General features: G+C 63.6%; 22 protein-coding genes. 16 read left to right on the forward strand and 6 right to left on the reverse strand.

Annotated features, from left to right (window positions below):
- Positions 1 to 16 precede the first annotated feature (16 nt).
- Both JQ621_RS24530 and JQ621_RS24535 read left to right on the forward strand, forming a co-directional pair.
- Complete coding sequence (locus JQ621_RS24530; RefSeq protein ID WP_212237504.1) at positions 17 to 232, forward strand: hypothetical protein; 216 nt, start codon at positions 17 to 19, stop codon at positions 230 to 232.
- A 166-nt stretch (positions 233 to 398) separates the two neighbouring features.
- The gene (locus tag JQ621_RS24535) at positions 399 to 2,303 is read left to right on the forward strand and encodes a sensor domain-containing diguanylate cyclase (RefSeq protein WP_212237506.1); all 1,905 of its coding nucleotides are present in this window, start codon (positions 399 to 401) and stop codon (positions 2,301 to 2,303) included.
- 6 nt (positions 2,304 to 2,309) lie between these two features.
- On the opposite strand, the gene JQ621_RS24540 is transcribed toward JQ621_RS24535, so the two are convergent.
- The gene (locus JQ621_RS24540; RefSeq protein ID WP_312015443.1) at positions 2,310 to 2,528 is read right to left on the reverse strand and encodes a SlyX family protein; all 219 of its coding nucleotides are present in this window, start codon (positions 2,526 to 2,528) and stop codon (positions 2,310 to 2,312) included.
- Positions 2,518 to 3,285, reverse strand: a complete 768-nt coding sequence (gene trhO / locus JQ621_RS24545) for an oxygen-dependent tRNA uridine(34) hydroxylase TrhO (protein ID WP_212237510.1) — start codon at positions 3,283 to 3,285, stop codon at positions 2,518 to 2,520. Before trhO ends, JQ621_RS24540 begins: the two co-directional genes overlap by 11 nt.
- Positions 3,286 to 3,499: 214 nt before the next feature.
- On the opposite strand from trhO, the gene ggt reads away from it, so the two are divergent.
- Both ggt and JQ621_RS24555 read left to right on the forward strand, forming a co-directional pair.
- Entirely contained in the window at positions 3,500 to 5,086 is a 1,587-nt protein-coding gene (gene ggt / locus JQ621_RS24550) for a gamma-glutamyltransferase (RefSeq protein WP_212237512.1), read from the forward strand.
- Between the two features lie 70 nt (positions 5,087 to 5,156).
- Positions 5,157 to 5,621, forward strand: a complete 465-nt coding sequence (locus tag JQ621_RS24555; RefSeq protein WP_212237515.1) for an FKBP-type peptidyl-prolyl cis-trans isomerase — start codon at positions 5,157 to 5,159, stop codon at positions 5,619 to 5,621.
- Positions 5,622 to 5,686: 65 nt separating this feature from the next.
- On the opposite strand, the gene JQ621_RS24560 is transcribed toward JQ621_RS24555, so the two are convergent.
- A complete protein-coding gene (locus tag JQ621_RS24560; protein ID WP_212237518.1) occupies positions 5,687 to 5,905 on the reverse strand; it encodes a CsbD family protein in 219 nt (72 codons plus the stop codon).
- Positions 5,906 to 6,033: 128 nt separating this feature from the next.
- Here JQ621_RS24560 and JQ621_RS24565 point away from each other — a divergent pair, with 128 nt between their 5' ends.
- Complete coding sequence (locus JQ621_RS24565; RefSeq protein ID WP_212237520.1) at positions 6,034 to 6,549, forward strand: cupin domain-containing protein; 516 nt, start codon at positions 6,034 to 6,036, stop codon at positions 6,547 to 6,549.
- Positions 6,550 to 6,612: 63 nt separating this feature from the next.
- Here the strand turns inward: JQ621_RS24565 and JQ621_RS24570 are convergent, their stop codons facing one another.
- Both JQ621_RS24570 and JQ621_RS24575 read right to left on the reverse strand, forming a co-directional pair.
- Positions 6,613 to 7,710 (reverse strand): hypothetical protein, encoded by a 1,098-nt coding sequence (locus JQ621_RS24570; RefSeq protein ID WP_212237522.1) that lies wholly within the window; start codon positions 7,708 to 7,710, stop codon positions 6,613 to 6,615.
- Between the two features lie 2 nt (positions 7,711 to 7,712).
- On the reverse strand, positions 7,713 to 8,414 hold the full coding sequence (locus JQ621_RS24575) for a FecR family protein (RefSeq protein WP_212237524.1): 702 nt from the start codon (positions 8,412 to 8,414) through the stop codon (positions 7,713 to 7,715).
- Positions 8,415 to 8,624: 210 nt separating this feature from the next.
- Here JQ621_RS24575 and JQ621_RS24580 point away from each other — a divergent pair, with 210 nt between their 5' ends.
- Positions 8,625 to 9,890 carry a phospholipid carrier-dependent glycosyltransferase gene (locus tag JQ621_RS24580; RefSeq protein ID WP_212237532.1) on the forward strand — a complete coding sequence of 422 codons (1,266 nt, stop codon included), beginning with the start codon at positions 8,625 to 8,627 and terminating at the stop codon, positions 9,888 to 9,890.
- A 66-nt stretch (positions 9,891 to 9,956) separates the two neighbouring features.
- On the opposite strand, the gene JQ621_RS24585 is transcribed toward JQ621_RS24580, so the two are convergent.
- Complete coding sequence (locus tag JQ621_RS24585; RefSeq protein ID WP_212237534.1) at positions 9,957 to 10,598, reverse strand: OmpA family protein; 642 nt, start codon at positions 10,596 to 10,598, stop codon at positions 9,957 to 9,959.
- A gap of 384 nt (positions 10,599 to 10,982) precedes the next feature.
- On the opposite strand from JQ621_RS24585, the gene JQ621_RS24590 reads away from it, so the two are divergent.
- From JQ621_RS24590 to JQ621_RS24635, 10 genes are all read left to right on the forward strand, one after another.
- Positions 10,983 to 11,225, forward strand: a complete 243-nt coding sequence (locus JQ621_RS24590; protein ID WP_212237699.1) for a hypothetical protein — start codon at positions 10,983 to 10,985, stop codon at positions 11,223 to 11,225.
- Between the two features lie 122 nt (positions 11,226 to 11,347).
- The gene (locus JQ621_RS24595; protein WP_212237536.1) at positions 11,348 to 11,602 is read left to right on the forward strand and encodes a hypothetical protein; all 255 of its coding nucleotides are present in this window, start codon (positions 11,348 to 11,350) and stop codon (positions 11,600 to 11,602) included.
- A gap of 117 nt (positions 11,603 to 11,719) precedes the next feature.
- Complete coding sequence (locus JQ621_RS24600) at positions 11,720 to 12,880, forward strand: winged helix-turn-helix domain-containing protein (protein WP_212237538.1); 1,161 nt, start codon at positions 11,720 to 11,722, stop codon at positions 12,878 to 12,880.
- A gap of 176 nt (positions 12,881 to 13,056) precedes the next feature.
- Positions 13,057 to 13,953 (forward strand): hypothetical protein, encoded by an 897-nt coding sequence (locus tag JQ621_RS24605; protein WP_212237540.1) that lies wholly within the window; start codon positions 13,057 to 13,059, stop codon positions 13,951 to 13,953.
- A 373-nt stretch (positions 13,954 to 14,326) separates the two neighbouring features.
- Entirely contained in the window at positions 14,327 to 15,433 is a 1,107-nt protein-coding gene (locus JQ621_RS24610; protein ID WP_212237543.1) for an efflux RND transporter periplasmic adaptor subunit, read from the forward strand.
- Between the two features lie 177 nt (positions 15,434 to 15,610).
- A complete protein-coding gene (locus JQ621_RS24615) occupies positions 15,611 to 18,748 on the forward strand; it encodes an efflux RND transporter permease subunit (RefSeq protein ID WP_212237545.1) in 3,138 nt (1,045 codons plus the stop codon).
- Positions 18,749 to 18,781: 33 nt separating this feature from the next.
- Positions 18,782 to 19,381: a TetR/AcrR family transcriptional regulator gene (locus JQ621_RS24620; RefSeq protein WP_212237547.1), complete on the forward strand. Its 600-nt coding sequence runs from the start codon at positions 18,782 to 18,784 to the stop codon at positions 19,379 to 19,381.
- A gap of 137 nt (positions 19,382 to 19,518) precedes the next feature.
- Positions 19,519 to 20,142: a flavin reductase family protein gene (locus JQ621_RS24625; RefSeq protein WP_212237549.1), complete on the forward strand. Its 624-nt coding sequence runs from the start codon at positions 19,519 to 19,521 to the stop codon at positions 20,140 to 20,142.
- Between the two features lie 283 nt (positions 20,143 to 20,425).
- Complete coding sequence (locus JQ621_RS24630) at positions 20,426 to 22,693, forward strand: acyl-CoA dehydrogenase (protein ID WP_212237551.1); 2,268 nt, start codon at positions 20,426 to 20,428, stop codon at positions 22,691 to 22,693.
- Positions 22,693 to 23,976 (forward strand): acetyl-CoA C-acetyltransferase, encoded by a 1,284-nt coding sequence (locus JQ621_RS24635; RefSeq protein ID WP_212237553.1) that lies wholly within the window; start codon positions 22,693 to 22,695, stop codon positions 23,974 to 23,976. Before JQ621_RS24630 ends, JQ621_RS24635 begins: the two co-directional genes overlap by 1 nt.

The following is a 23,976-nucleotide window of genomic DNA, read 5'->3' on the forward strand; positions in this document are numbered from 1 at the left end:
ATGGAGAAGGAATCCCATGGCCCAGACATTCAATCCCGCGCCGCACGACAAGCACGCCGACGATCTTCGCGATGCGCTGACCGCCGACCGTCACGCCGGGCTCGACGCCGGCCTGGAAGACAGCTTCCCCGCGTCCGATCCCGTGAGCGCCGCACAGCCGACGCCGTCGAAGGCCGACGCGGATGCCGACGCTCCCTCGCTGTGGGAGAGGGTTAAGGCGATCTTCGGCTAGGGGCCGCCGGTTTCCGATGGGATTGCTAAGACCTTGTTAGTGATCTGCGGAAGCCCCGGTCCGTAGGAGTACGGGAAAACCCGTAGATGAATGCGAATCTGCCCGGGCGCTTCAGGGTTCAATAACAGAAGCGGCAGAGTTTCCGACCATCGGAGATTTCTGTCGCATGAACTTCGCTTCACAGAGAGCTGGATGGAGTCGCCTGCCGCTGAGCGCGGCGGCGTTCGTCGTTCTCACCTGCGTGGCGATCCTCGGCGTCAGTGGCTGGCGTGAATGGGCCGCGCGGGATCAGGTGCTCAAGGGTGCCGAGACCGAGATGGCGAACGTCGCCCGCTCGTTGACGCAGCATGCCGAGGACAGTCTCGATCTGCTCGATTATGGCGTGGTCGGTGTGGTCAGCCGGCTGGAGATCGACGGCACCAATCCTGACACCATCGCAAAGCTCAGAAGTCTCTTCGATGCCCGCAAGACGGCGATGGACCGCGTGCACAGCCTCGCCGTCATCGACGACCGGGGCAACTCGCTGACCTCACCCGGCACGATCGGTTCGACATTCAGCGACAACGCGTTCTTTCGCTATCACGAACTATCCCAGAAGCGAGACGCCCATGTCGGGCATCCGGTGAAGAGCCTGCTCGACGGCGAATGGGTCGTCACCCTGTCGCGCCGCTTCAACAAGCCGGACGGCAGCTTTGGCGGCGTGGTGCTCGCGACCATCAGTTCGAAATATTTGTCGCACTTCTACGAGCAGTTCGAGATCGGCCGCAACAGCTCGGTGTCGGTGATGTATAGCGACGGCATCATCATTGCGCGCAATCCGAGCAACGACAGATTCGTCGGCCGTAGCGTCGCGGACACCCAATTGTTCCGCGACCAGAATCTGCAGCGCCCGAGCGGGGCATTTCATTTCACCTCTCCGCTCGATGGCGCCGAGCGCGTCAGCTTCTTCAAGCGCAGCGCGCGCTATCCGCTGGTGCTGCTCGCCACCGTCGACAAGGACGAGCTGCTCGCGCCGTGGCGCTCTGCTGCGATCTCCCGCATGCTCTACGTGCTCGCGCTGGTGATTTTGATCGCGATCATCGGCTCGGTGCTGGTGCGGCAGCTGCAGCGAGGCCAGCACATGGCGGCCGCGCTGATCGAGAAAGAGGCGCATTTCCGCCTGCTGGCGGAAAGCTCCAGCGACATGGTCACCCGCATCGGGCTCGACCAGCGGCTGCGCTATGTCTCGCCGTCCTCAATTCGCGTGGTCGGCTGGCGCGCCAACCAGCTGATTGGCACGGAGGCGCTTGCCGGCATCCATCCGGAGGACCGGCCGCACGTCCAGGCCATCATCGACGCCATGAAGCATGGCGACGCGGAGGAAGCGCGCGTGACCTACCGCAATGTGCACCGGCAGAAGTCCGAGGTCTGGCTGGAATCGACCATGCGCGTGACGCGCAAGGACAACGGCAGCGTCGACGGCGTGGTTGCGATTTCTCGCGACATTACCGAGCAGAAGAAGCTGGAGACGAGGCTCGAGACGCTGGCGATCGAGGATGGCCTCACGGGGCTCGCCAACCGCCGCCGTTTCGACGAGCGGCTCAAGGAGGAGTGGGCGCGCGCTTATCGCGATCGCACCAGCCTTGGCCTGTTGATGATCGACGTCGATCACTTCAAGGCGTACAACGACGAATATGGCCATCCCGCCGGAGACGCCTGCTTGCGCGTGGTCGCAAAGATCATCGCGGACGAGGTGCAGCGGATCGGCGATCTTGCGGCCCGTTATGGCGGCGAGGAATTCGCCATGCTGCTGCCGAACACCGATGCCGCCGGCTGCGCCCGGATCGGCGAGCGGATCCGCAGCGCCGTCCACGATGCGGGACTGCTTCACGCCTCCAACCCGGCGGGGGCATGCGTCACCGTTTCGGTCGGTGGTGCGGCCTGCCGGCCGGCGCTGGAGCGTACGGCGGGCACAGGCTCGCTGGTGGAGGCCGCCGACCGCGCGCTCTACGCCGCCAAGGATGCCGGCCGCAACAGGCTGATGATGTCCGGCGAGGTGATGACCCTCATGGCCAGGGCTTCCGGCCAGTAGTCTTCCTCAATAGTGCGGTGGGCGCTCGTTGGCGGGGCCCGGCACATTCGCCTCGGCTTCCTGCAATCGTTCGATGAGCTGCGCGAGCTGCCGCGTCAGCCCGTCGATCTGCTTCCATTGCGCGGTGATGGTCTGGTTCAGCGTCTCGATCGTGTCGTCCTGATAGGCGAGACGTGTCTCCAGCGTGTCGACCCGTTCGGCGAGCGTCTTGATCTCATTCGTCACCTGCGAGCCCCTTATCCCGTTCGCGCAAACCAATTTCCTGCAGGCCATGGCCGAGCGCCACGCGCTCATCGAACACAAAACATGCGCCGCGCCAGCGGCTGTGCGCTTCCGGCACTTCTTCCAGATATTTCAGGATGCCGCCCTTGAGGTGATAGACCTCGGCAAAGCCGCGCGCCAACAGATGCGCGCTCGCCTTCTCGCAGCGGATGCCGCCGGTGCAGAACATCGCGATGCGCCGGTGTTTTGCGGGATCGAGCTTCTGGGCGGCGAAATCCTTGAACTGGCCAAAGCTCCTGATCTCGGGATCGACCGCGCCCTCGAATGTCCCCATCGCCACCTCGAAAGCATTGCGGGTGTCGATCACCAGCATGTCGGGTGAGGCGATCAGGTCGTTCCACTCGGTCGCATCGACATAGGTACCGACCTGCCGGGTCGGATCGGCGGCCGCGTCGCCAAGCGTGACGATCTCCTTCTTCAGCCGCACCTTGAGCCGGCCGAACGGCATGGCTTCCGCGGTCGAGAATTTCAGCTCGAGGTTGTTCAGCCGGCCCGCAAACATGGCCCCATGTGCGAGTTCCTGAGTGAAGGCATCGACCGCCTCGGCCGCGCCCGCGATCGTGCCGTTGATGCCTTCCTCGGCCAGCAGCACGCTGCCCTTCAGGGACAGGCCGTCGCAGAATGCGCGCAGCGGCTCGCGCAGCCCGCGATAATCGGGCAGGGCGGCGAATTGGTAGAAGGCGCAGACCTTGTACGTCATGTTCTCATGGATCCCAGCGGCCCGTTTAGCAGGCGCCCGGCGCCCAGAAAACCCGCATGGCTCCAGACGCCCAAAGGTCTATACGCCCAGCGGATGGCAGCCATTTCGCTGGTATGCCAGCATTGCCCGGATGGGCTGGAATGTGTCATGTAGACCCGGTTTTTTCCCGGATGGCGTGCCATCCGCGCCCACGCCCTGAGAGAGCAAAACTTCGATGAGAAACTTCCATTTCCCCGGCAGGTCCACGGTTCACGCCACCAACGCGATGGTGGCGACCTCGCATCCGCAGGCATCCCTTGCCGCGATCGAGGTGCTGCGTGAGGGCGGCACGGCGGTGGATGCGGCGGTGGCGGGTTCGGCCCTGCTCGGTGTGATCGAGCCGCAATCGACCGGCATCGGCGGCGACTGCTTCGCGCTGGTCCAGCCGCGCGGCGATGGCAAGATCATCGCCTACAACGGCTCCGGCCGGGCGCCGAAGGCGGCCAACGCCGACTGGTATCTGGAGCGCAAGATCAATTCCGTGCCGCTGACCTCGGCGCATGCGGTATCGATCCCCGGAGTGATCGACTGTTTCGCAACCGTGCTGCGTGACCACGGCAAGTTCGGCTTCGACCGGCTGCTGCAGCCCGCGATCAAGGCGGCGGAGGAAGGCTACGTCGTCGCCCCCCGCATTGCCTTCGACTGGAAGAACCAGTTCGAGAAGCTGAAGAACGGCACCAACACCGTGCGTTACCTGCTGCCGGGCGGCAAGCCGCCAATCGCAGGCGACGTCATTCACCAGTCTGAGCTCGGCAAGACTCTGCGCGCGATCGCCAAGGATGGCCGCGACGCCTTCTACAAGGGGACGATCGCAGAAGACATGGTCGAGACCCTGCGCGGCATCGGCGGCCTGCACACGCTCGACGATTTCGCCGCGCACACCACCGAGACGACGACGCCGATCGGCACCATGTACAAGGGGTACGACGTCTGGCAGTGCCCGCCGAACGGCCCCGGTGTCACTGCGCTACTGATGCTCAACATCCTGTCGCGCTTCGACCTCACGAAATACGCGCCGGTCAGCGTCGAGCGCTTCCATCTCGAGGCGGAAGCCGCGCGCATCGCCTACATGAACCGGGAGATGCATGTCGCCTCGCCCGAGCACATGAAGATCAACGTCGCCGAGATGCTCGAAAAGAGCTTTGCTGACGCGTACATCAGCAAGATCCGTCTGGACGGCATGCTCGACCTGCCGAACGTCGCGCCGCCGATGAATCCCTCGACCATCTACATCACGGTGGTGGACAAGGACCGCAACGTCTGCTCGTTCATCAATTCGGTCGCGCATTCCTTCGGCTCGGCGATCGTCTCCAACAAGACCGGCGTCTTGTTCCAGAATCGTGCCGGTGGCTTCCGCATCCAGCCGGGCCATCCGAACTGCATCGAGGGCGGCAAGCGCCCGCTGCACACGATCATGCCGGGACTGCTCACCAAGGCCGGCCGCTCCACGATGTCGTTCGCGGTGATGGGCGGCCAATACCAGCCGACCGGCCAGACCCATCTCCTGACCAACATCCTCGACTATGGCTGCGACGTGCAGGAGGCGATCGACATGCCGCGCGGCCTGCACTACGAGGGCCAGTATCAGCTCGAGGACAGCGTCCCGGCAGATATCGTCGAGGGTCTCAAGAAGCTCGGCCACAAGACCACCAGCGTGGTCGGCCCGCTTGGCGGCGCCCAGGCCATCTGGATCGATTGGGACAAGGGTACGCTCACCGGCGGCTCCGACCCGCGCAAGGACGGCTGTGCGCTGGGCTACTAAGGGCGCCCCGGGGCTGGAAACGCGACCCTCGTTGCGGTAGACCCCTCCCGCCTCAAACGGAAGGTGTTCTATGCAGCGTTTCCAGCGCGCACGTCTCGCCATCATGTCGGCGCTCGCGATCACCGTGATCGGCGGCGTGTCCGGCCTCGTTTCCACCACGGCCTCGGCCCAGACCGCAGGAAAGACCATGACCACAGCTTCAGGCTTGCAGACTATCGACAGCGTCGTCGGCACCGGCGCTTCGCCGAAGCCCGGCCAGATTTGCGTGATGCACTACACCGGCTGGCTCTACGAGAACGGCCAGAAGGGCAAGAAATTCGACTCGTCCGTCGATCGCAATGAGCCGTTCGAATTCCCGATCGGCAAGGGCCGCGTCATTGCGGGCTGGGACGAGGGCGTTGCGACGATGAAGGTCGGCGGCAAGCGCACATTGATCATCCCGCCGCAGCTCGGCTACGGCGCGCGTGGCGCCGGCGGCGTGATCCCGCCGAATGCGACGCTGATGTTTGATGTGGAATTGCTCGCGGTGAAGTGACCACGGATCACCGCAAAAAAGAGACCGGCCTTACGGCCGGTCTCTTCATTTTCGTTCTGCCTGGGCTACTCGGCCGCTCGTTTTGCAGCAGAAGCAGCGCGATCAATCGCCTCCTTGGCGGAATCCTTTGCGTCGCCCATGGCCTTTTGGCCCTTGCCCTTCACTTCCTGGACAACGCCTTCGCCCTGCAACCGCTCTGAGCCGGTCGCTTCGCCGATACCTTGCTTGGCCTTGCCGATCGCCTCGTTAGCGGTACCCTTGATCTTGTCAGTCGTGCTGCTCATGAAACTCTCCTTCCAATTTGCTCGCGATGACAACGCGTGATGGCTATGAGAGTTCCGATTTTGGGTATGGCTTGATAGGGCCGCTTTGGTTAGTTTGCCGCGCACGGAACCAACAGAAAGCAAGTCACATGACGGGCCATGACCACAGCCATTCCCACCATGACCACGATCATCATGACGATCGCTGGAAACATGACGGCGTGCGCGTCATTCCCGGCAATCAGCTCGATACCAACGTGCCGTCGACGGCAGGCATGGATCGTGCGGCCGCCATCAATTTCGCTCGCGTCGGCGCGCAGAAATTGTGGGCGGGCACGGTCAGCATCAAGCCGGATGCCAAGACCGGCGCACATCACCATGGCCATCTCGAGAGCGTCATCTATGTCGTGAAGGGCAAGGCGCGGATGCGCTGGGGTGAGAGCCTGCAATTCACCGCCGAGGCCGGCCCTGGCGATTTCATCTTCGTGCCGCCCTATGTGCCGCACCAGGAGATCAACGCCAGCCCTGATCAAGTGCTGGAATGCGTGCTGGTGCGCAGCGATGGCGAAGCGGTTGCGATCAATCTCGACATCGAACCGGTCGAGAAGCCCGAGACCGTGCTGTGGATCGATCCGGTCCACCGGGATCCCAACGAGAAGAAGTAGTCCGAGAACGGCGCGGCGGCGCTGGTCTGCCTGTTCGGGGGTGAACCACCCGAAGCGCGCCTTCTAGTAATTGATCCTCAGCCCCACGCCGCCGTGGATGGTATTCCCCACCGGCTGCGGACCCAGCGTGCCATTGGCGAAGAGATCCACGACCCAACCTTTCTGTACGCGGAAGCCGACGCGGCCGCCATATTCGAACCAGCCCTGGTTGCCCATCGTCGGCACCACCGTGCCGTTGCCGGTCACGGTGGCGACGATGCCGGTGTGGCTGGCAAACGATTGTACCCAGCCGCCATTGATGTTGGTCTCGATATTGCCGGCGAAGAGGTGGGTCCACTGGCCGCCGATCTTGACCAGGCTGGTGCGGTCGGTGCCATCAGCAATGCTGGCGTCGAATGGATTGAACGCGACCGCATTGTCCGCATAGCCAGACACGCGCTGCCACAGTTGCCAGACCTCGATGGAGGCCGCGACCTCGTCGCGCGGTGACACGCGACTCATCCAGCCGGCCCGACCATAGACCGCATAATTGGAAGCGTCGGTCGAGCTCGTCACACTCACCGGACCCAGGCTGGTCGTGTAGCTGCGGGTGTAGCGCGCCTTCTCCCATGGTGTCAGGATCGTGCCGACGTCGAAGAACGGGCGCGACGAGCCCCAATCGGTGAAGTCGTAGCGCAGCGCGAAGGCGCCGATCGGCGCGCTGGTGATGTGGTAGCCGCCCTCGCTATATTGCGTGTAGGCGAGGCCGGCGAGCAGCGACAGGTTGTTGGTGAGTTCCTTGCGGCCGTGGATGCCGGCCGAGAACGAGCCGGCCGAGCCGAACGCGCTGACGCAGTCGCTGCAATTGACCTGCTCGTTGACCCCGAGCAGCACCGTGCCGAGCACCCGGTTGGTGATCATCTGGTTGAAGCGCTGGTTGGCGAGACCGCCGACCGAGCTGCCGCTGGAATCCGAGCCTGTCGGCGTGGGGCTTGGCAACGGGTTCGGGTTCGGTGACGGGCTCGGCGACGGATAGGGGCTTGGTGACGGACTGGGGGGCGGGTTGCCGCAGTCGATCTCGCACGCTGCGGCCGCAGGGCCGCTGAACGCCAGCAGCCCAAGGGCAGCGACAGCAGCCAATGTGCAGCCCAGGACAAGTCTCTTCAAACCAAGCTTTGCCATCGTCAGCGCCCGCACAGCATGCCGTCGTCATGGACGGCGGGCGCAATGGTCGGCGAGGCGTCGGCATATTGGTTGACCGCGCACAGCCCGGCGTTCGCGGCGCAATTCGCCGCGAACGTCCAGGGTGGCGTGTTGGTCTTGGTGATGCTGACCTTGCCGCCGGTCGAGGTGATGATCGCGGTGTCACCCGGCAGGGTCAGCTGAAGGCACTGCAAGTTCAGCGTGCAGACGCTGGCGGCGCCTTCCTGCAGCACGACGACCGAGCGGCCGCGCTGCGACAGGATATCGAGGATCGTACCGCGAACGCCGATGGTCGCGAGTGGCGTCGTGATCTTGTAGGCGGTCTTCTCCGAATGTCCGGTGACAAAGCGGAACGCGCCGGTGGCCATACGAATCGCGACATCGCGATAGCTATGCTCGTCATTGAAGACGGTGCGGTCCAGCTTCAGCGTCGCGCTCGGCCCGAGCGACAGATTGGTGCTGTCGGCCATGACAAAGCGCGCCGCGCTGTCGGCACCGGTGCGTACCGTCTCGTCGCGCAGCATGCTGTCGCCGACGTTGATCGGCGTCGTGCTCGCGGCAACTCGCACCACCTCGTTCTGGACGAGGACGGCTTCGCCGACGCGCGTCTGGGCCTGCGCGCAAGGCGCTGCGCAGATTGCGAACGACAGCAGTGTGGGGAAAAGCAGAAAACGCAAATTCATTTCGTAACCGATCGAGGTCCCTGATCGTACTGGATCGCACACGTTTGTGGTGGCAGAATTGTCACAAGCGGCGCGAGACGAGCGATAGCTTAGTGACAGTTGCGGCAGAATACGTTCAATGGATCGGCTGAGTTATTATTTATTCGCGGTGACGCAGATTTGCCACGCAAAATAGCCCCACGACAGTCGCTCCAGGCACATACGGTTCCGATGGTGTCGCGAAGCGCAGTGATCGCTGTCGCAATCTTCCTAGTCACCCATTTGGCACTCCTGATAGGGCTGGTGACGCCGGAAAAATTCGTCTTCGACGAGGTGCACTACGTGCCGGCGGCGCGACAGATGCTGGGCGCTACACCCTCGGAGCCGATGCTCAATCCGATGCATCCGCCGCTGGCGAAGGAGCTGATCGCAGCATCGATCGCGGCCTTCGGCGACAATGCGCTCGGCTGGCGCTATCCGGCATCGTTGTTCGGTGCGCTTGCGATCGTCGCGATCTATCTCTGTGGACTCGCGCTGTTCGCATCGCAGGGGCCGGCGATCGCGGCGGCGCTGATCGCGGCATTCAACCAGATGCTCTATGTGCAGTCGCGCATCGCGATGCTCGACATCTTTGCGCTCGGCCTTGGCCTGCTGGCCATCGCTGCCTTCATGCACGGCTTTCGAAGAGAGCGGCCGCACGCACTGTTTGCGATCGCGGGTGCGTTGTTCGGTCTTGCGGCCGCGTGCAAATGGAGCGGCCTGTTTCCACTCGGCGTCTGCATCGTCATCTTTGCGGCGATCCGCCTGATGCAGGGTTGGCGCACGCTGTTTGCCGATGCAAAGCCATCCGACTGGTATCGGCCCGATCTCTGGCCCACCTTCAGGGCGCATCATGCCGCGCTCTGCCTTGCGCTGTTGCCGGCCGTGACGTATCTCGCTGCCTTCGTTCCACTGTACGGCCTGTCGCTGCCGGATCTGATCGAGGCGCAGCGCCGGATTTTTGCCGACAACACCACCACCGCGATCGCCGGCCATACCTATATGAGCTCCTGGCCGTCCTGGCCGTTGCTGGCGCGACCAGTTTGGTTCCTGTTCGACAAGACAGCGGACGACAACGTTGCAGCAATCGTCTTCCTCGGCAATCCGCTGGTGCTGTGGCCCGCTCTGCCCGCGCTTGGCGTTGTGGTGCGCGACTTCATCGTCGCGCGCCGCTGGGATGCGTTCTTGATCGCAGCGTTCTATTTCGGCCCCTGGCTCGCCTGGGCGCTGCTGCCACGCACGCTGGGCTTCATCTACTATTATCTGCCGGCCGCGACCGCGGCCTCGCTCGCGCTGGTCTACGTGCTGCGCGCAGAGGGCCTGCCGCGCTGGGCGTTGTGGGCCTATGTCGGCGTCGCGGCGATCGGTTTTGCGGTGATGCTGCCGATCTCAGCCGCCTTCATCGGTACGTCGATGCAGACGTTCAACCGGCTGATGCTGTTCCAGAGCTGGATCTGACAACAAAAAGCCGCCCGCCACTTTCGCGGCAGGCGGTTTGTCGATTTTTCGCGATACGTTTTCAGATCACTTGGACGCGGTCTTGGTGTCCATGTTCACGACCTGAACGCGGCGGTTGATCGGGTCGGCGCCGTTGGCGGCGTCCTTCAGCTTGGTCTTGCCATATCCGACGGTGACCAGATCGCTGCCGTTGAGGCCATAGTTCTGCACCAGGTACTTCTTGATGGTGTCAGCGCGACGCTCCGAGAGGCCCTGATTGTATTCTTCGGTGCCGATCGCATCGGTGTGGCCGGCGACCACGAAGGTCGAGCCCTTCAGCGACGGATCGGTCAGCGCCTTGCCGAGCGCCTGCACCGCAGGCACCGAGGTCTTGGCGATGTCGGCCGAGTTGTAGTCGAACTGGATCTCCAGGTCGATATTCGGCTTGGTCGATGCGAGCTCCGCGATCTGATCACGTTCGCCCGTCGAGAGCGAACGGGTCTGCCGGTTGCGCACCGTGTTCAGGAAGCTCGCTTCCTTGGCCTGCGCGGTCGGATCGGCCTGCGGGCCGACGGAGAGGCCGCGGGTGATCGGCTTCGGTTTCAACGCATCCAGGATCTGGCTGGACGAGACGTTGCTGTCGCCGGCGAAAGCCAGGCCCGCCGTCATCGACAGCGCGGCCGCGAGCGTGATTGCCTTCAATCCAAAAGACTTACTGAAATGGGTCATTGTCGTATCCTCGCTGTGACGCCTGATGGCGATTTGATGCTGCGAGCATAGGGAAGGTTCAAAGGCTCCGATGTGATCTTCGTCACGTTGGCGGCCGGAGACTTCAGGATTATCCTGCCTGCCTGGAGGAACTGGGGCTGCTGCGCTTTCACCCCGACGCCGGCGGACCGCGGGGCGTCGCTGAAAGCCGTGTACACCATTCGTCGCAAAGCGGTCGCGGCATGGTCCGCCGGCGGACAAGTTTTCGGCCAGATGCACGCCTAGCAAAACCTCTCATCCGGCAAATTGCAGATGCGGGGAGCCGAGTTTCGTCCAGTGCCGAGGCCGAGTGATTATCAGTTCTATCGTAATGGCCCGCCGGACCGGACCGTGTCTCTCAACGCCATGCCCATCTATGTCGGTGCGGCGATGATCGCGGTGGCGATCCTGCTCTCGACGCTGATCACGGGGTTAACCTCCCGCTATACCGGCCTCGAGGCTCCGACCGACGAAAATATGTGGCTGGTCGACCGTCTTACCGGCAATGTCTATCGCTGCCAGGCGGAGGGGCGGGGCAGGGCCTCGTGCGAGCCCGATATCGCCACTGGCAGCGTCGGCGATCGGTCCAAGGTCCCGAAGGGCCGCTGAAGCCGTTTCGCTTCGCGCTGCAGCAAGAAAATTGTCTTCTCCACGAAACGTTCTCGATAGAGAATACGTACCTGCGTATGCCGGCATGGCGCCGGTTTCGTTTTCCTTCAGGAGACTTTTCGATGAAGACCTTGCTCACCGCCGCAGCCTTTGTCGCGTTCGCCCTTTCGGTTTCGCCCGCCTCCGCCGCGATGATGGCGTGCACCAGCGAGAACATGATGAAATCGACGGCCATGATGACCGGCACCGCCGACACCCCGGCCAAGGTGGCCATGAACAAGGAAATGGCCATGGCCAACACCGACATGAGCATGGGCAAGATGAAGGGTGCCTGCATGCATTACATGAAGGCGCAAAAGGCCATGATGATGAAGTAGGCCTCGGCCGCACCATCCCGCCGCGCTGTCAGCAGATGGCAGCGCGGCTTTTCGTTGCCCGTTCTTTCGCCCGTCCTGCTTCTGCCTGGCGCGAATCCCGCTACATTGCCCCTTGCAATGTCCCGCGCACCAAAACCCCTTCCGCTTCCTACGACAGAGGGCCGGCAGATCTGGCTACGCGCCCAGCGGCTCGACACGCGCGAACCTTTCGGGGAGGGCGCGCAGGCGGTCGCCGAGGCGGTCGCCCATCTCGGCTATGTGCAGATCGACACGATCAACGTGATCGAGCGTTGCCATCACCACATCCTGTTCAGCCGCATCCCGTCCTACCGGCGCGCCGACCTGCGTCATGCCCAGAGCGTCGACAAGAGCGTGTTCGAATACTGGACCCACGCGCTGTCCTACGTGTCGTCGGATGATTTTCGCTTCTTCCTGCCGGCGATGCGCGCGCACAAGCGCGAGGGGCACAAATGGTATGCCTCGGTGACGCCGGCCGACACGCGCAAGGTGATGCGGCTGCTCCGCACCGGGCCGCTGACGATCCGCGACATCGAGGACGACGTGCTCACCGAAAAGGAACATCTCTGGCAGAGTCGAAAGCCGTCGAAGCGGGCGCTGCAGCTGGCCTTCTATACCGGCGTCGCGACCGTCAGCGCGCGCCAGGGCATGCTCAAGACCTATGATCTGATGACGCGGCATTTCGGCTGGGACAAATTGCCCAAGCCGGCGGCTCCCAAGGAGATCACGGCCTATCTGCTCGACCGCGCGTTGCGGTCGCAGGGCGTCGTCAGCCTCGATTCGGTCTGCCATCTCGATGCGCCGAGCAAGAAGGCAGTCGCCGCCCTGATTGCCTCGCGCGTCCGCCGCGGCGAGCTCATGCCCGTGGCGGTCGAGGGCGCCGGCAAGCAGGAGCATTGGGCCATGCCCGCGGTGCTGGAGCCTGCCCAGGTGCCGACTGACCTCGTTCACATCCTCTCGCCGTTCGATCCGCTAATCATCCAGCGCAAGCGCACCAATCTTTTCTTTGGCTATAACCATCTGTTCGAGGCCTATGTGCCGAAGGCCAAGCGCAAGCTCGGCTATTTCGCGCTGCCCGTGCTGGTCGGCGACGAGATCGTCGCGGCGCTCGACCTCAAGGCCGACCGTCAAGCCAAAAAGCTCTTGATGCAGAAATGGACCTGGCTCGGGCAGGGCAGGAAGACGGCAGGGCGCAAGGAGCTCAAGCAGAAGATCGAGGAAGAGCTCGATCGCTTCGAGCGGTTTCAGCTGGCGGAGTGAGCGGAGACCGGACAAATCGCGGCGAGTCGATCGATCCAAACGCGGAGGGCGATCCCCACCGCATACGCCACCAAATTCCACGGGAGTTTGAGCGCTTGCCGAGGCATCGCTTGACGAACACCGGCATTCAATACGACGAATCGCGATAAGGTAAGTTCGAGACCGGAGTGCGCTGGATGGCCGACACTGATCTGCCAAAGAATTGGGAGGGCGCTGCTCGCTGGTTTCTGGGTGGCACTATTGTCTTTGCCTCAGGATTTGAGGCTGTCGTGCTCTTCTGGGAAGGCAAGATGGCAGCTGCTGCCGGTAGTCTGGCGTTCGCAATCGTACTGATGGCGATTCTCATCTATTGGGATCACCTCAAAGCGAAGATGCCAGCGGTAGCAAGTGCGGTCACCTCGGCAGCGAGCGATGCTAGGCTTTGGGCGATAGTGCTGTTGGCTTTGGCTGCGTTTGGCGGATTCGCAACATCGGGTGCTCAACTCGTCGTGGGCGGCGGCTGGATTTACGCGCTCCCACTGTTCATCGGGCTGGTCCTTTTCTTTGCTGCGTGGCGCTTTCTCGGACCCAAGGAGCAAACACCGGCACAGGTTGTGCCGGCAGCCGGCCAGCCAGTGGAGCTTCCGCAAACGAGCCTAGACATTTCCCTCTTGCTTCACTTCGCCGTTGACATAGCCACGCTTGCTATGTTGCGGGATCTGGTAGCTAAAGCTCCAGCTGGTTTGTCGCGTGAGATTATTGAAGCGGAGAGCTATCCTGAGGCTCGAACCTTGCCGTTGCGGGACTATGTGCAAGAAGCTGAGACACGCCTTGGTCGCGGTACCTTGCGTCATAGTTCGTTCGTCAACTTGATGTCGACAGCCGAGTTTGAGGCCGAGCGCGAAGTTGAACAAATGCCACCTGAGAAGATGCGCACAGTAGATCCCTTCGCGCTTCGAAGATTTGCAATAGCCAATCTCCAATGCTTCAGAGCTTTGGGCTTTCTGAGAGCCCAAATGCAAGAAAAAGAAGAGGAGATTCGTAACCAGCGAGACCAATTGATTCAGCGACTTTCGGCCCGCGAGAATCGCTAGGCTTTGGGGTCAAGGAAGCCACCGGCCCAGACCTCGACCGGCTTGCTCGTGCTCGCCGTCCTGCCTATGCTTGCTGGCATCCTGGTCTTCATCGGTGGTCACGAGACCAGGCACGAGTTCGCCGAACAGGGGCGGTAGTCGACGTCGCCCTGGCGAAAGCCAGGGCCCATACCCCGCGGCCTCACTTGGGGCACGCTGGGCGAATTTGTCTTCCATCAACCAGCCTCAGAGGTAATGGGCCCTGGCTTTCGCCAGGGCGACGTGCGGGGTTACCATCCCTTAACGATCACGCTTTCCTGATGACTGACGATTATTGACTTTTATCAGTGATTAGTCGACATTCCTCTCATTGCAGACGCAGGAGTGTCCTCCGATGTTCGTTCGGTCGGTTTTGTCCAGCTATTCCAGACTCTTGGCGGGTGTGTCGCTGGCCCTGATGGCCGCCGCGCTGGCCGGGTGCAACGATACCGTGGCGCAAAAGGCCGAGCCGCCGCGGCCGGTCCTGGTTGCGACCGCGCATTATGATGCCGAGACGCCGGAGCGGAGCTTCGTCGGCACCATCAAGCCCCGGATCGAGAGCGATCTCGGCTTCCGCGTGGCCGGCAAAGTTGCAAAACGCCTTGTGGAAGTCGGCCAGACCGTCGAAATCGGCCAACCGCTCGCCACTCTCGATGAGGTCGATCTGAAGCTCCAGGCCGAGCAGGCCGTTGCCGAACAGACCGCCGCGACCGGCGTGCTGGCCCAGGCTGCCGCTGCCGAGCAGCGCGCCAAGGATCTGAAGGCCAAGGGCTGGACCACGGATGCGGCGATGGATTCGAGCCGCGCCGCCGCCGACGAGGCCCGTGCGCGCCTCGACCGCGCCGTCCGCTCGGTCGAGCTGACCAAGAATTCCCTTTCCTACGCGACGCTCAATGCCGACGCCCGTGGCGTCGTCACCGCAACGCTGATCGAGCCCGGCCAGGTGGTTGCCGCAGGCCAGGCTGCGATCCGTGTCGCCCGCTTTGCCGAAAAGGAAGCGGTCGTCGCGATCCCAGAGACGCTGGTCGGACGTGCCAAGTCGGGCGCCGCCAGCGTCACCCTTTGGTCGGAGCCGGACAAGAAATATACGGCGAAGCTGCGCGAGATCGCGCCGACGGCGGACTCCGCCACGCGCACCTATCTCGCAAAGTTCTCGCTGCCCGAAGCCGGCGACAAGGTCGAACTCGGCATGACCGCGACTCTGACCCTGTCGGATGCTGCGACCGAGCGCGTCGCGCGGCTGCCGCTGTCGGCGCTGTTCAACGAAGGCGGCAAACCGTCCTTCTACGTCGTCGACGACAATGGCGCAGTCAGCCTGAAGCCGGTCGCGGTGAAGTCCTACGACAGCAATGACGTGGTCATCACCAGCGGTGTCGACGAGGGCGCCAAGATCGTCGCCCTCGGTGTCCAGAAGCTCGATCCCAGCCAGAAGGTGCGGGTCGTGTCGTCGCTGTCTTTCTGAAGTTTACGCGTCCGTTGTTGCAAGGCGAGTTTCGGCCCATGCGCGAATGCAGGGGCTGAAGCGGCGAAGCGATCCAGAACCTGCCCAGCCCCCTGGATTGCTTCGCTGCCTCGCGACGACGCTTCGAACAGGGCGGCGGTCGTTTTCGGCAATTGGATTGATTTTCCGGAGAGTGCGATGAAGCGCTTCAACCTTTCGGCCTGGGCCGTCAGCCATCCGACGCTGGTCCTGTTCCTGATGCTCGTGCTCGGCGTCGCCGGCTTCTTCTCCTATCAGAAGCTCGGCCGCGCCGAGGATCCGTTCTTCACCGTGAAGGTGGTCAACGTGTCCGTACTGTGGCCGGGCGCGACCGCGCAGGAGATGCAGGCGCAGGTCGCCGATCCCATCGAGAAGAAGATCCAGGAGCTGCCCTATTTCGAGAAGGTGCAGACTTATTCCAAGCCGGGCTTCACCGCGCTTCAGGTCACCTTCCGCGATTCCACGCCGCCGAAGGACGTGCCTTATCTCTTCTACCTTCTGCGCAAGAAGCTGGTCGATGTGCAGGGCCAGCTGCCCGCGGGCATTCTCGGCCCCGTCGTCAACGACGAGTTCTCCGACGTCGACTCCATCCTCTACATGATGACCGGCGACGGCGCCGATTACGCCCAGCTCAAGAAGGTCGCCGAAGGTTTCCGCCAGCGCCTCCTGAAAGTGCCTGGCGTGACCAAGGTCGACATGTACGGCAACCAGGATGAGCGCATCTACGTCGAGTTTTCGCATGCGAAGCTCGCCACCCTCGGCATCACGCCGCAGGCGCTGTTCGATTCGCTCGCCAAGCAGAACAATGTGACGCCTGCCGGCACCGTCGAGACCACGTCGCAGCGCGTGCCGCTGCGGGTTACCGGCGCACTCGACGGCGTCAAGGCCGTGGCCGAGACCCCGGTCGAGAGCAACGGCCGCGTGTTCCGCCTCGGCGACATCGCCAACGTCACCCACGGCTATGTCGATCCGCCGAGCTTCGTCGTCCGCCAGGAAGGCAAGGCCGCGATCGGCATCGGTGTCGTCACCGCCAAGGGTGCCAACATCCTCGAGCTCGGCAAGGACGTCGAGAAGGCGACCGCCGAATTCATGAAGGCCGTACCGCAGGGTGTCGACGTCTCGCTGATCGCCGATCAGCCCAAGGTGGTCGAGCACGCCGTCGGCGAGTTCGTGCACTCCTTCATGGAAGCGCTCGTCATTGTGCTGTTCGTCTCGTTCCTGGCTCTGGGTTGGCGCACCGGCATCGTGGTTGCGATGTCGGTCCCGCTGGTGCTCGGCATCGTCTTCATCGTCATGAACACGATGTCGCTCGACTTGCACCGCATTACGCTCGGCGCCCTGATCATCGCGCTTGGCCTGCTCGTCGACGACGCCATCATCGCGGTCGAGATGATGGTGGTAAAGATGGAGCAGGGCTGGGACCGCATGCGCGCGGCGTCGTTTGCCTGGGAATCGACTGCGTTTCCGATGCTGACGGGAACGCTGGTCACGGCTGCTGGCTTCCTTCCCATCGGCTTTGCCAATTCCGCGGTCGGCGAATATGCCGGCAGCATCTTCTGGATCGTGGCGATCGCCCTGGTCGCCTCCTGGTTCGTGGCGGTGATCTTCACGCCCTATATCGGCGTCATGCTGCTGCCCAACATCAAGGTGCACCACAATCACGATCCGCACGCGGTCTACGAAACCCGCATGTACCGCGGCCTGCGCGCCATCGTGCAGTGGTGCGTCAATCACCGCGTCACCGTGGTCGTCGCGACCGTCGGCGTGTTCGTCGCCTCGATCGTCGGCTTCGGCCATGTCCAGCAGCAGTTCTTCCCGCTGTCGGAGCGGCCCGAGCTGTTCCTGCAGCTGCGCCTGCCCGAGGGCACTGCCTTCAACGTGACCGAGAAGGCGGTGAAGAAGGCGGAGACGCTGCTCAAGGACGACAAGGACATCGAGACCTACACCTCTTATGTCGGCCAGGGCTCGCCGCGTTTCTGGCTCGGCCTCAACCCGCAGCTGCCGAACGAGGCGTTCGCCGAGATCGTCATCGTCGCCAAGGGCGTCGAGGCGCGCGAGCGGGTCAAGGCCAAGATCGAGGGCGCCGTTGCCGACGGCACGCTGACGGAGGCGCGCGTGCGCGTCGACCGCTTCAATTTCGGTCCGCCCGTCGGTTTCCCGGTTCAGTTCCGCGTCATCGGCCCCGACGCCAACAAGGTGCGCGAGATCGCCTACCAGGTTCGCGACGTGATGCGGCAGAACAAGAACGTCAAGGACGTCCAGCTCGATTGGAACGAGCAGTCGCCTTACCTCAAGCTCGTCGTCGACCAGGATCGTGCTCGTGCCATGGGCCTGACCCCGCAGGATGTCTCGCAGGCGCTGTCCATGCTGATCTCCGGCGCGCAGGTCACGACCGTGCGTGATGGTATCGAGAAGGTCGGCGTTGTCGCCCGCGCGGTCCCGTCCGAGCGTCTCGACCTCGGCGGCGTCGGTGATCTCACCATCACCTCGAAGAACGGCGTTGCCGTGCCGCTGCAGCAGATCGCCAAGATCGAGTATTCCCATGAGGACCCGATCATCTGGCGGCGCAACCGCGACATGGCGATCACCGTGCGCTCCGATGTCGTCGACGGCGTGCAGGCGCCCGATGTCACCAACCAGATCGCGCCGAAGCTGCAGCAGATCAAGGACTACCTCGAGCCTGCCTATCGCATCGAGCCGGGTGGCGCGTTCGAAGAGTCCGCCAAAGGCAACGCCTCGATCTTCATCCTCTTCCCGGTGATGGTCATGGTGATGCTCACCCTGCTGATGATCCAGCTGCAGAGTTTCTCGCGCCTGTTCCTGGTCTTCCTGACCGCGCCGCTCGGCATCGTCGGTGCCTCCTTCGGCCTCAACGTCGCCAATGCCCCGTTCGGCTTCGTGGCCCTGCTTGGCCTGATCGCGCTTGCCGGCATGATCATGCGCAACACGGTCATCCTGGTCGACCAGATCGAGACGGACGTCTCGCATGGCCTGACCCGGCGTGAGGCCATCGTGGAAGCGACCGTCCGCCGCGCCCGCCCGGTGGTGCTGACGGCGCTCGCCGCAATCCTGGCCATGATACCGCTGTCGCGCTCGGCCTTCTGGGGCCCGATGGCAATCACCATCATGGGCGGCCTGTTCGTCGCGACCTTTCTGACGCTGCTGTACCTGCCGGGCCTCTATGCCCTGTGGTTCAGGAAGAGCCTCGACGAGGCCGGTACGCCGGAGCAGCCTGCTGCGTCGCAGCATGACGGCGATGACGGGCACGCAATTCCGCTTGCTGAAGCGGCTGAATAAGTGACAAGACTACCGACGAACGAGTCCTGACTGATGGCCCTTATTTCGGAACATATCGAAGGCGACACCCGGGATCGGATCCTCGAGGTGGCCGAGCGGCTGTTCCGCCAAATCGGCTATCAGAAGACCACGGTCGGGGACATCGCCAAGGAGCTCAGGATGAGCCCCGCCAACGTCTATCGCTTCTTCGAATCGAAGAAGTCGATTCACCAGGCGGTGGCCCGTTCGCTGATGGGCGAGGTCGAACTCGAGGCGCAGCGGATCGTGGCGAGGCCCGGTCCGGTGCTTCCGCGCTTCCGCGAGCTGCTCACCACCGTCCATCGCATGAACACCGAACGCTATGTCGGCGACAACAAGCTGCATGAGATGGTCGAGATCGCGATGCAGGAGGACTGGGCGGTTTGCGTCACCCACATGGAGTGCGTAGCGGGGACGATCGGCCAGATGATCGCGCAGGGTGTCGCCTCCGGCGAGTTCGAGGCGCCCGACCTGCAACTGGCAGCGCTCTGCGCCTGCACCGCGATGATGCGCTTCTTCCACCCCCAGATGATCGCCCAGTGCGCCACCAAGCCGGGCCCGACCATCGACCAGATGATCGATTTCGTCATCGCGGGTCTGTCGCCGCGCCACTGACGGGCGGGGGAATTTCTCCTATAAGCAGCTAAAGCAGTCATTCCGCGGCGGTCCGCAGGACCGCACCCGGAATCTCCAGATTCCGGTTTCGATGCTTTGCATCGCCCCGGAATGACGGACAGCGGAGAAGCAATCGCGTGACCGACAAAGACCTGTACTTCTACGAACCCTCCAAGGGCCATGGCCTCAAGCACGATCCCTTCAACGCCATCATCGCGCCGCGGCCGATCGGCTGGATCTCCTCTCGGGACACCAGGGGCCACGTCAACCTCGCGCCCTACAGTTTCTTCAACGCGTTCTGCTATGTGCCGCCGATCATCGGCTTCTCCTCCACGAACTGGAAGGATTCGGTCGAGAACATCCAGCAGACCGGCGAGTTCGTCTGGAATCTCGCCACCATGGATCTCGCCAGGCAAATGAACGCGACCGCCGCGCATGTTGCGCCCGAGGTCGACGAGTTCGAGATCGCCGGTCTCACCGCCGTGCCGGGCAAGCTCGTCAACGTGCCGCGCGTCGGTGAGAGCCCGGTTGCCTTCGAGTGCAAGGTGTCCGACATCGTCCGCCTCAAGGGCGCCAATGGAAAGGAGGCGGATGCCTGGCTGACGCTCGGCGAGGTCGTCGCCGTCCACATCGACAAGGCCATGATCAAGGACGGGGTCTACCAGACCGCCGCCGCCCGCCCGATCGTCCGCGCCGGCCGCCGCGGCGACTATTTCGAGATCAAGCCGGAAAACATGTTCGAGATGGTCCGGCCGGACTGATCTGAGCTACCTATCTCTCTACACGTCATTCCGGGGCGCGCCGTTAGGCGCGAGCCCGGAATCCATGCTCCCGATATTGGTTATGGATTCCGGTCGACGCTTGCGCGTCGCCCCGGAATGACGGCGCGGCATTCGGCCGTTTTCCCCTTCCGGAACTGCCACCACGCCCCGGCCGTTATGGCTACCGGGCGGCCGCCGGCCGCGTCAACGTCGCACGCGAGATGTTCCCGCCCGCCACTTTCCGCTAAACTGCCTGTCACCGCGCCGTTGCATGAGGTCCGCCATGAGCTTCCGCCGCGACACCATTACCAAGCCGATCTTCTCCTGGGCGCGCGGTGTGCTGCCGGCAATGTCCGACACCGAGCGCGAGGCGCTGGAGGCGGGTGACGTCTGGTGGGACGCCGATCTCTTTACCGGCAATCCTGATTGGTCGAAGCTCCTGAAGATCGCTCCGGCGACGCTGACCAGCGAGGAGCAGGCTTTCGTCAACGGTCCCGTCGACGAGCTCTGCACCATGCTCGACGAGTGGAAGATCTTTTGGGAATGGCGCGACCTGCCGCCGGAGGCCTGGGCCTTCATCAAGCGCGAGAAATTCTTCGGCATGATCATCCCGAAGCAATTTGGCGGTCTCGGCTTTTCGCCCTATGCGCATTCGGAAGTGGTTCGGAAAATCTCGACCCGCTCGATTGCGGCCGCCGTCACCGTGATGGTGCCGAACTCGCTCGGGCCCGGCGAGCTGCTGATGCGCTTCGGAACCAAAGAGCAGCAGGAGCGCTGGCTGCCGCGGCTTGCCGAGGGTCGCGACATTCCCTGCTTCGGCCTCACCAGCCCGGAGGCAGGCTCCGACGCCGCCTCGATGGTCGATACCGGCATCATCTGCAAGGGCGTGTTCGAGGGCCGTGAGGTCACAGGCCTCAGGCTCAACTGGCACAAGCGCTACATCACGCTTGGCCCTGTCGCGACCCTGCTGGGTCTCGCCTTCAAGGCCTACGATCCCGATCATCTCGTCGGCGATCGGGACGAGCTCGGCATCACGGTCGCGCTGATCCCGACCCATCTGCCCGGCGTTGAAATCGGCCGCCGCCATCTGCCGTCGATGCAGGTGTTCCAGAACGGCCCGAACTGGGGCCGCGACGTCTTCATCCCGCTCGACTACGTCATTGGCGGCAAGGAACGCCTCGGGCAAGGCTGGAAGATGCTGATGACGGCGCTCGCTGCCGGCCGCGGCATCTCGCTGCCGTCGCTGTCGGCCGCAGGCGCTGCCTATGCGGCGCGCACCACCGGCGCCTATGCCCGCATCCGCGAGCAGTTCGGCATCTCCATCGCGAGATTCGAGGGTGTCGAGGAGCCGCTCGCGCGCATCGTCGCCACCGCCTATCAGCTCGATGCGGCGCGGCGGCTGACCTGTGCGGCGTTGAACGCCGGCGTCCATCCCGCGGTGATCTCCGGCATCATGAAGCTGCACGCGACCGAGCGGATGCGCGTCGCGGTCGACGATGCCATGGACATTCATGGCGGGAAGGCGGTGATCGACGGCCCGCAAAACTATATCGGCAATCTCCATCGCGCCGTGCCTGTCGGCATCACGGTCGAAGGCGCCAATATCCTGACCCGCAATCTCATCGTGTTCGGGCAGGGTGCGATCCGCGCCCATCCCTATCTGCTGGACGAGATGAATGCGCTGGCCGACGCCGATCGCGAGCGCGGGCTCACCGCATTCGACAAGGCGTTCTGGAAGCATGTCGGCCACAGTTTTCTGACGCTGTTGCGCGCCTTCGGCCGGAGCTGGACGTTCGGTGCCTTCGCGCTGGCGCCTGATGCGGGCGATGCGACGCCGTTCTATCGCCAGCTTTCGCGCTATTCGGCGGCGTTCGCGCTCTGCGCCGATATGGCGCTGCTGACGCTCGGCGGCGCGCTCAAGCGCAAGGAGATGCTGTCGGCCCGGTTCGGCGACATCCTCTCCGAACTGTACTTGCTCTCGGCCGCGCTAAAACGCTGGCAGGACGAGGGCCGGCAGAGAGAGGATTTTGCCGCGTTGGAATGGTGCATGGCGACGGGCTTCAGAACCATCGAGAACAGGCTCGCCGAAATCCTTGCCAATTTGCCGAACCGCTTCGTCGCCTTGATCCTCAAGCTGGTGGTCCAGCCCTTCGGCGCCCGAGTGCTGGGGCCATCCGACCGCGTGGTGCATCAATGCGCAAGCCTCGTGCTGGAGCCTTCAGCCGCGCGCGAGCGCCTAACGCCGGATCTCGCTCATGTCGACGACGACAGCGGCTTTGCCAGGCTGGAGCGCGCGTTCAAGCTGGTGACGGGCACTGACCCGATCGCCAAGCGGATGCGCGCCGCGCAGATCCGCGACTGGAAGGAGGCGGTGACCAGGGGCGTGATCACACAGGCCGAGGGTGAGCAGCTCGCTTTGGCTCACGAAGCCGTCACAAAAGTCATCGAGGTCGATGATTTCGCGCCGGAGGCGCTGTCGCCGATTTACAAGAAAAGCGGCGACGTGCATCAGTTCTTCCAGGAACTCGGTGAGCAGAGGGCGGCGAGCTGATGGCACGACCGGTATTCATCGTCGACGGCAGCCGGACGCCGTTCCTGAAGGCGCGCTCCGGGCCGGGCCCATTCACGCCTGTCGATCTCGCCGTGCAATGTGGCCGGCCGCTGCTGGCGCGCCAACCGTTTTCACCTGATGATTTCGACCAGGTCATTCTCGGCTGCGTCAACGTCATCGCCGACGAGATGAATCCGGCGCGTGTTGCTGCGCTCCGGCTCGGCATGGGCGAGGACATGGTCGCTTTCACGGTGCAGATCAACTGCGGGTCCGGCATGCAGTCGATCGACACCGCCTACCGCTACATCCGCGAAGGCCACGCCGACATGATCCTTGCTGGCGGCACTGAAGCACTCAGCCACGCCCCGCTGGTCTGGCCGAATTCCGGCGTGCGCTGGTTTGCGGGCCTTGCCACGGCCAAGGGCGTGGCCGCCAAGCTCGCTGCCGCCTTCAGACTGCGGCCGCGCGATCTCAAGCCGATCATCGGCCTCGAGCGCGGGCTGACCGATCCCATCACCGAATTGAACATGGGCCAGACCGCCGAGGTCGTCGGCCATCTCTTCGGCATCACGCGGGCGCAGTCCGATGCCTATGCGGCCGAGAGCCATCGCCGCCTCGCGCATGCGCAAGCCGAGGGCTTTCTGAAAGGCGAAGTCGAGACTGCCTTCTCCCGCGACGGGAAATTCTTCGACCATGACGACGGCGTGCGCCCGGACTCCACCGCCGAGACGCTGGCAAAGCTCAGGCCTGTGTTCGAGCGCCCCTGGGGCCAGGTCACCGCGGGCAATTCCTCGCAAATCACCGACGGTGCCTCCTGGGTGATTCTCGCCTCCGACGCGGCGGTGGCGAAGTACAAGCTGACGCCGAAGGCGGCGATCGTCGACAGCAACTGGGCGGCGCTGGATCCCAGCATCATGGGGCTCGGCCCCGTGATGTCGGCGACGCCGCTCCTGACCCGTAACAGCCTGACCCTCCAGGACGTCGAGACCTGGGAGTTGAACGAGGCCTTTGCAACCCAGGTGCTCGGCTGCCTCGCCGCCTGGAACGACGAAACATTCTGCCGCGAGATTCTCAAACTCGATGGCGCGGCCGGCGAGATTGACCGCGCAAAACTCAACGTCGATGGCGGTGCCATCTCGCTCGGCCATCCCGTCGGCACCTCGGGCAACCGTATCGTGCTGCATCTCGTCAACGCGATGAAGCGGCTCGGCACGCGGCGCGGCATTGCCACCGAATGCATCGGTGGCGGGCTCGGCGGTGCCATGCTGATCGAGGCGGTGTGA

The sequence above is a fragment of the Bradyrhizobium manausense genome (assembly GCF_018129685.1).
GTDB lineage: Bacteria > Pseudomonadota > Alphaproteobacteria > Rhizobiales > Xanthobacteraceae > Bradyrhizobium > Bradyrhizobium manausense_D.

Bases quoted from the DNA above. Each gene is read 5' to 3' on its own strand.
- JQ621_RS24580 (WP_212237532.1), top strand. From the start codon at position 8,625: ATGGTGTCGCGAAGCGCAGTGATCGCTGTCGCAATCTTCCTAGTCACC.
- JQ621_RS24555 (WP_212237515.1), top strand. From the start codon at position 5,157: ATGCAGCGTTTCCAGCGCGCACGTCTCGCCATCATGTCGGCGCTCGCG.
- JQ621_RS24570 (WP_212237522.1), bottom strand. From the start codon at position 7,710: ATGGCAAAGCTTGGTTTGAAGAGACTTGTCCTGGGCTGCACATTGGCT.
- JQ621_RS24560 (WP_212237518.1), bottom strand. From the start codon at position 5,905: ATGAGCAGCACGACTGACAAGATCAAGGGTACCGCTAACGAGGCGATC.
- JQ621_RS24600 (WP_212237538.1), top strand. From the start codon at position 11,720: ATGTCCCGCGCACCAAAACCCCTTCCGCTTCCTACGACAGAGGGCCGG.
- JQ621_RS24585 (WP_212237534.1), bottom strand. From the start codon at position 10,598: ATGACCCATTTCAGTAAGTCTTTTGGATTGAAGGCAATCACGCTCGCG.
- JQ621_RS24535 (WP_212237506.1), top strand. From the start codon at position 399: ATGAACTTCGCTTCACAGAGAGCTGGATGGAGTCGCCTGCCGCTGAGC.
- JQ621_RS24565 (WP_212237520.1), top strand. From the start codon at position 6,034: ATGACGGGCCATGACCACAGCCATTCCCACCATGACCACGATCATCAT.
- JQ621_RS24610 (WP_212237543.1), top strand. From the start codon at position 14,327: ATGTTCGTTCGGTCGGTTTTGTCCAGCTATTCCAGACTCTTGGCGGGT.
- JQ621_RS24530 (WP_212237504.1), top strand. From the start codon at position 17: ATGGCCCAGACATTCAATCCCGCGCCGCACGACAAGCACGCCGACGAT.
- JQ621_RS24635 (WP_212237553.1), top strand. From the start codon at position 22,693: ATGGCACGACCGGTATTCATCGTCGACGGCAGCCGGACGCCGTTCCTG.
- ggt (WP_212237512.1), top strand. From the start codon at position 3,500: ATGAGAAACTTCCATTTCCCCGGCAGGTCCACGGTTCACGCCACCAAC.
- JQ621_RS24575 (WP_212237524.1), bottom strand. From the start codon at position 8,414: ATGAATTTGCGTTTTCTGCTTTTCCCCACACTGCTGTCGTTCGCAATC.
- trhO (WP_212237510.1), bottom strand. From the start codon at position 3,285: ATGACGTACAAGGTCTGCGCCTTCTACCAATTCGCCGCCCTGCCCGAT.
- JQ621_RS24595 (WP_212237536.1), top strand. From the start codon at position 11,348: ATGAAGACCTTGCTCACCGCCGCAGCCTTTGTCGCGTTCGCCCTTTCG.
- JQ621_RS24590 (WP_212237699.1), top strand. From the start codon at position 10,983: ATGCCCATCTATGTCGGTGCGGCGATGATCGCGGTGGCGATCCTGCTC.
- JQ621_RS24615 (WP_212237545.1), top strand. From the start codon at position 15,611: ATGAAGCGCTTCAACCTTTCGGCCTGGGCCGTCAGCCATCCGACGCTG.
- JQ621_RS24630 (WP_212237551.1), top strand. From the start codon at position 20,426: ATGAGCTTCCGCCGCGACACCATTACCAAGCCGATCTTCTCCTGGGCG.
- JQ621_RS24620 (WP_212237547.1), top strand. From the start codon at position 18,782: ATGGCCCTTATTTCGGAACATATCGAAGGCGACACCCGGGATCGGATC.
- JQ621_RS24605 (WP_212237540.1), top strand. From the start codon at position 13,057: ATGGCCGACACTGATCTGCCAAAGAATTGGGAGGGCGCTGCTCGCTGG.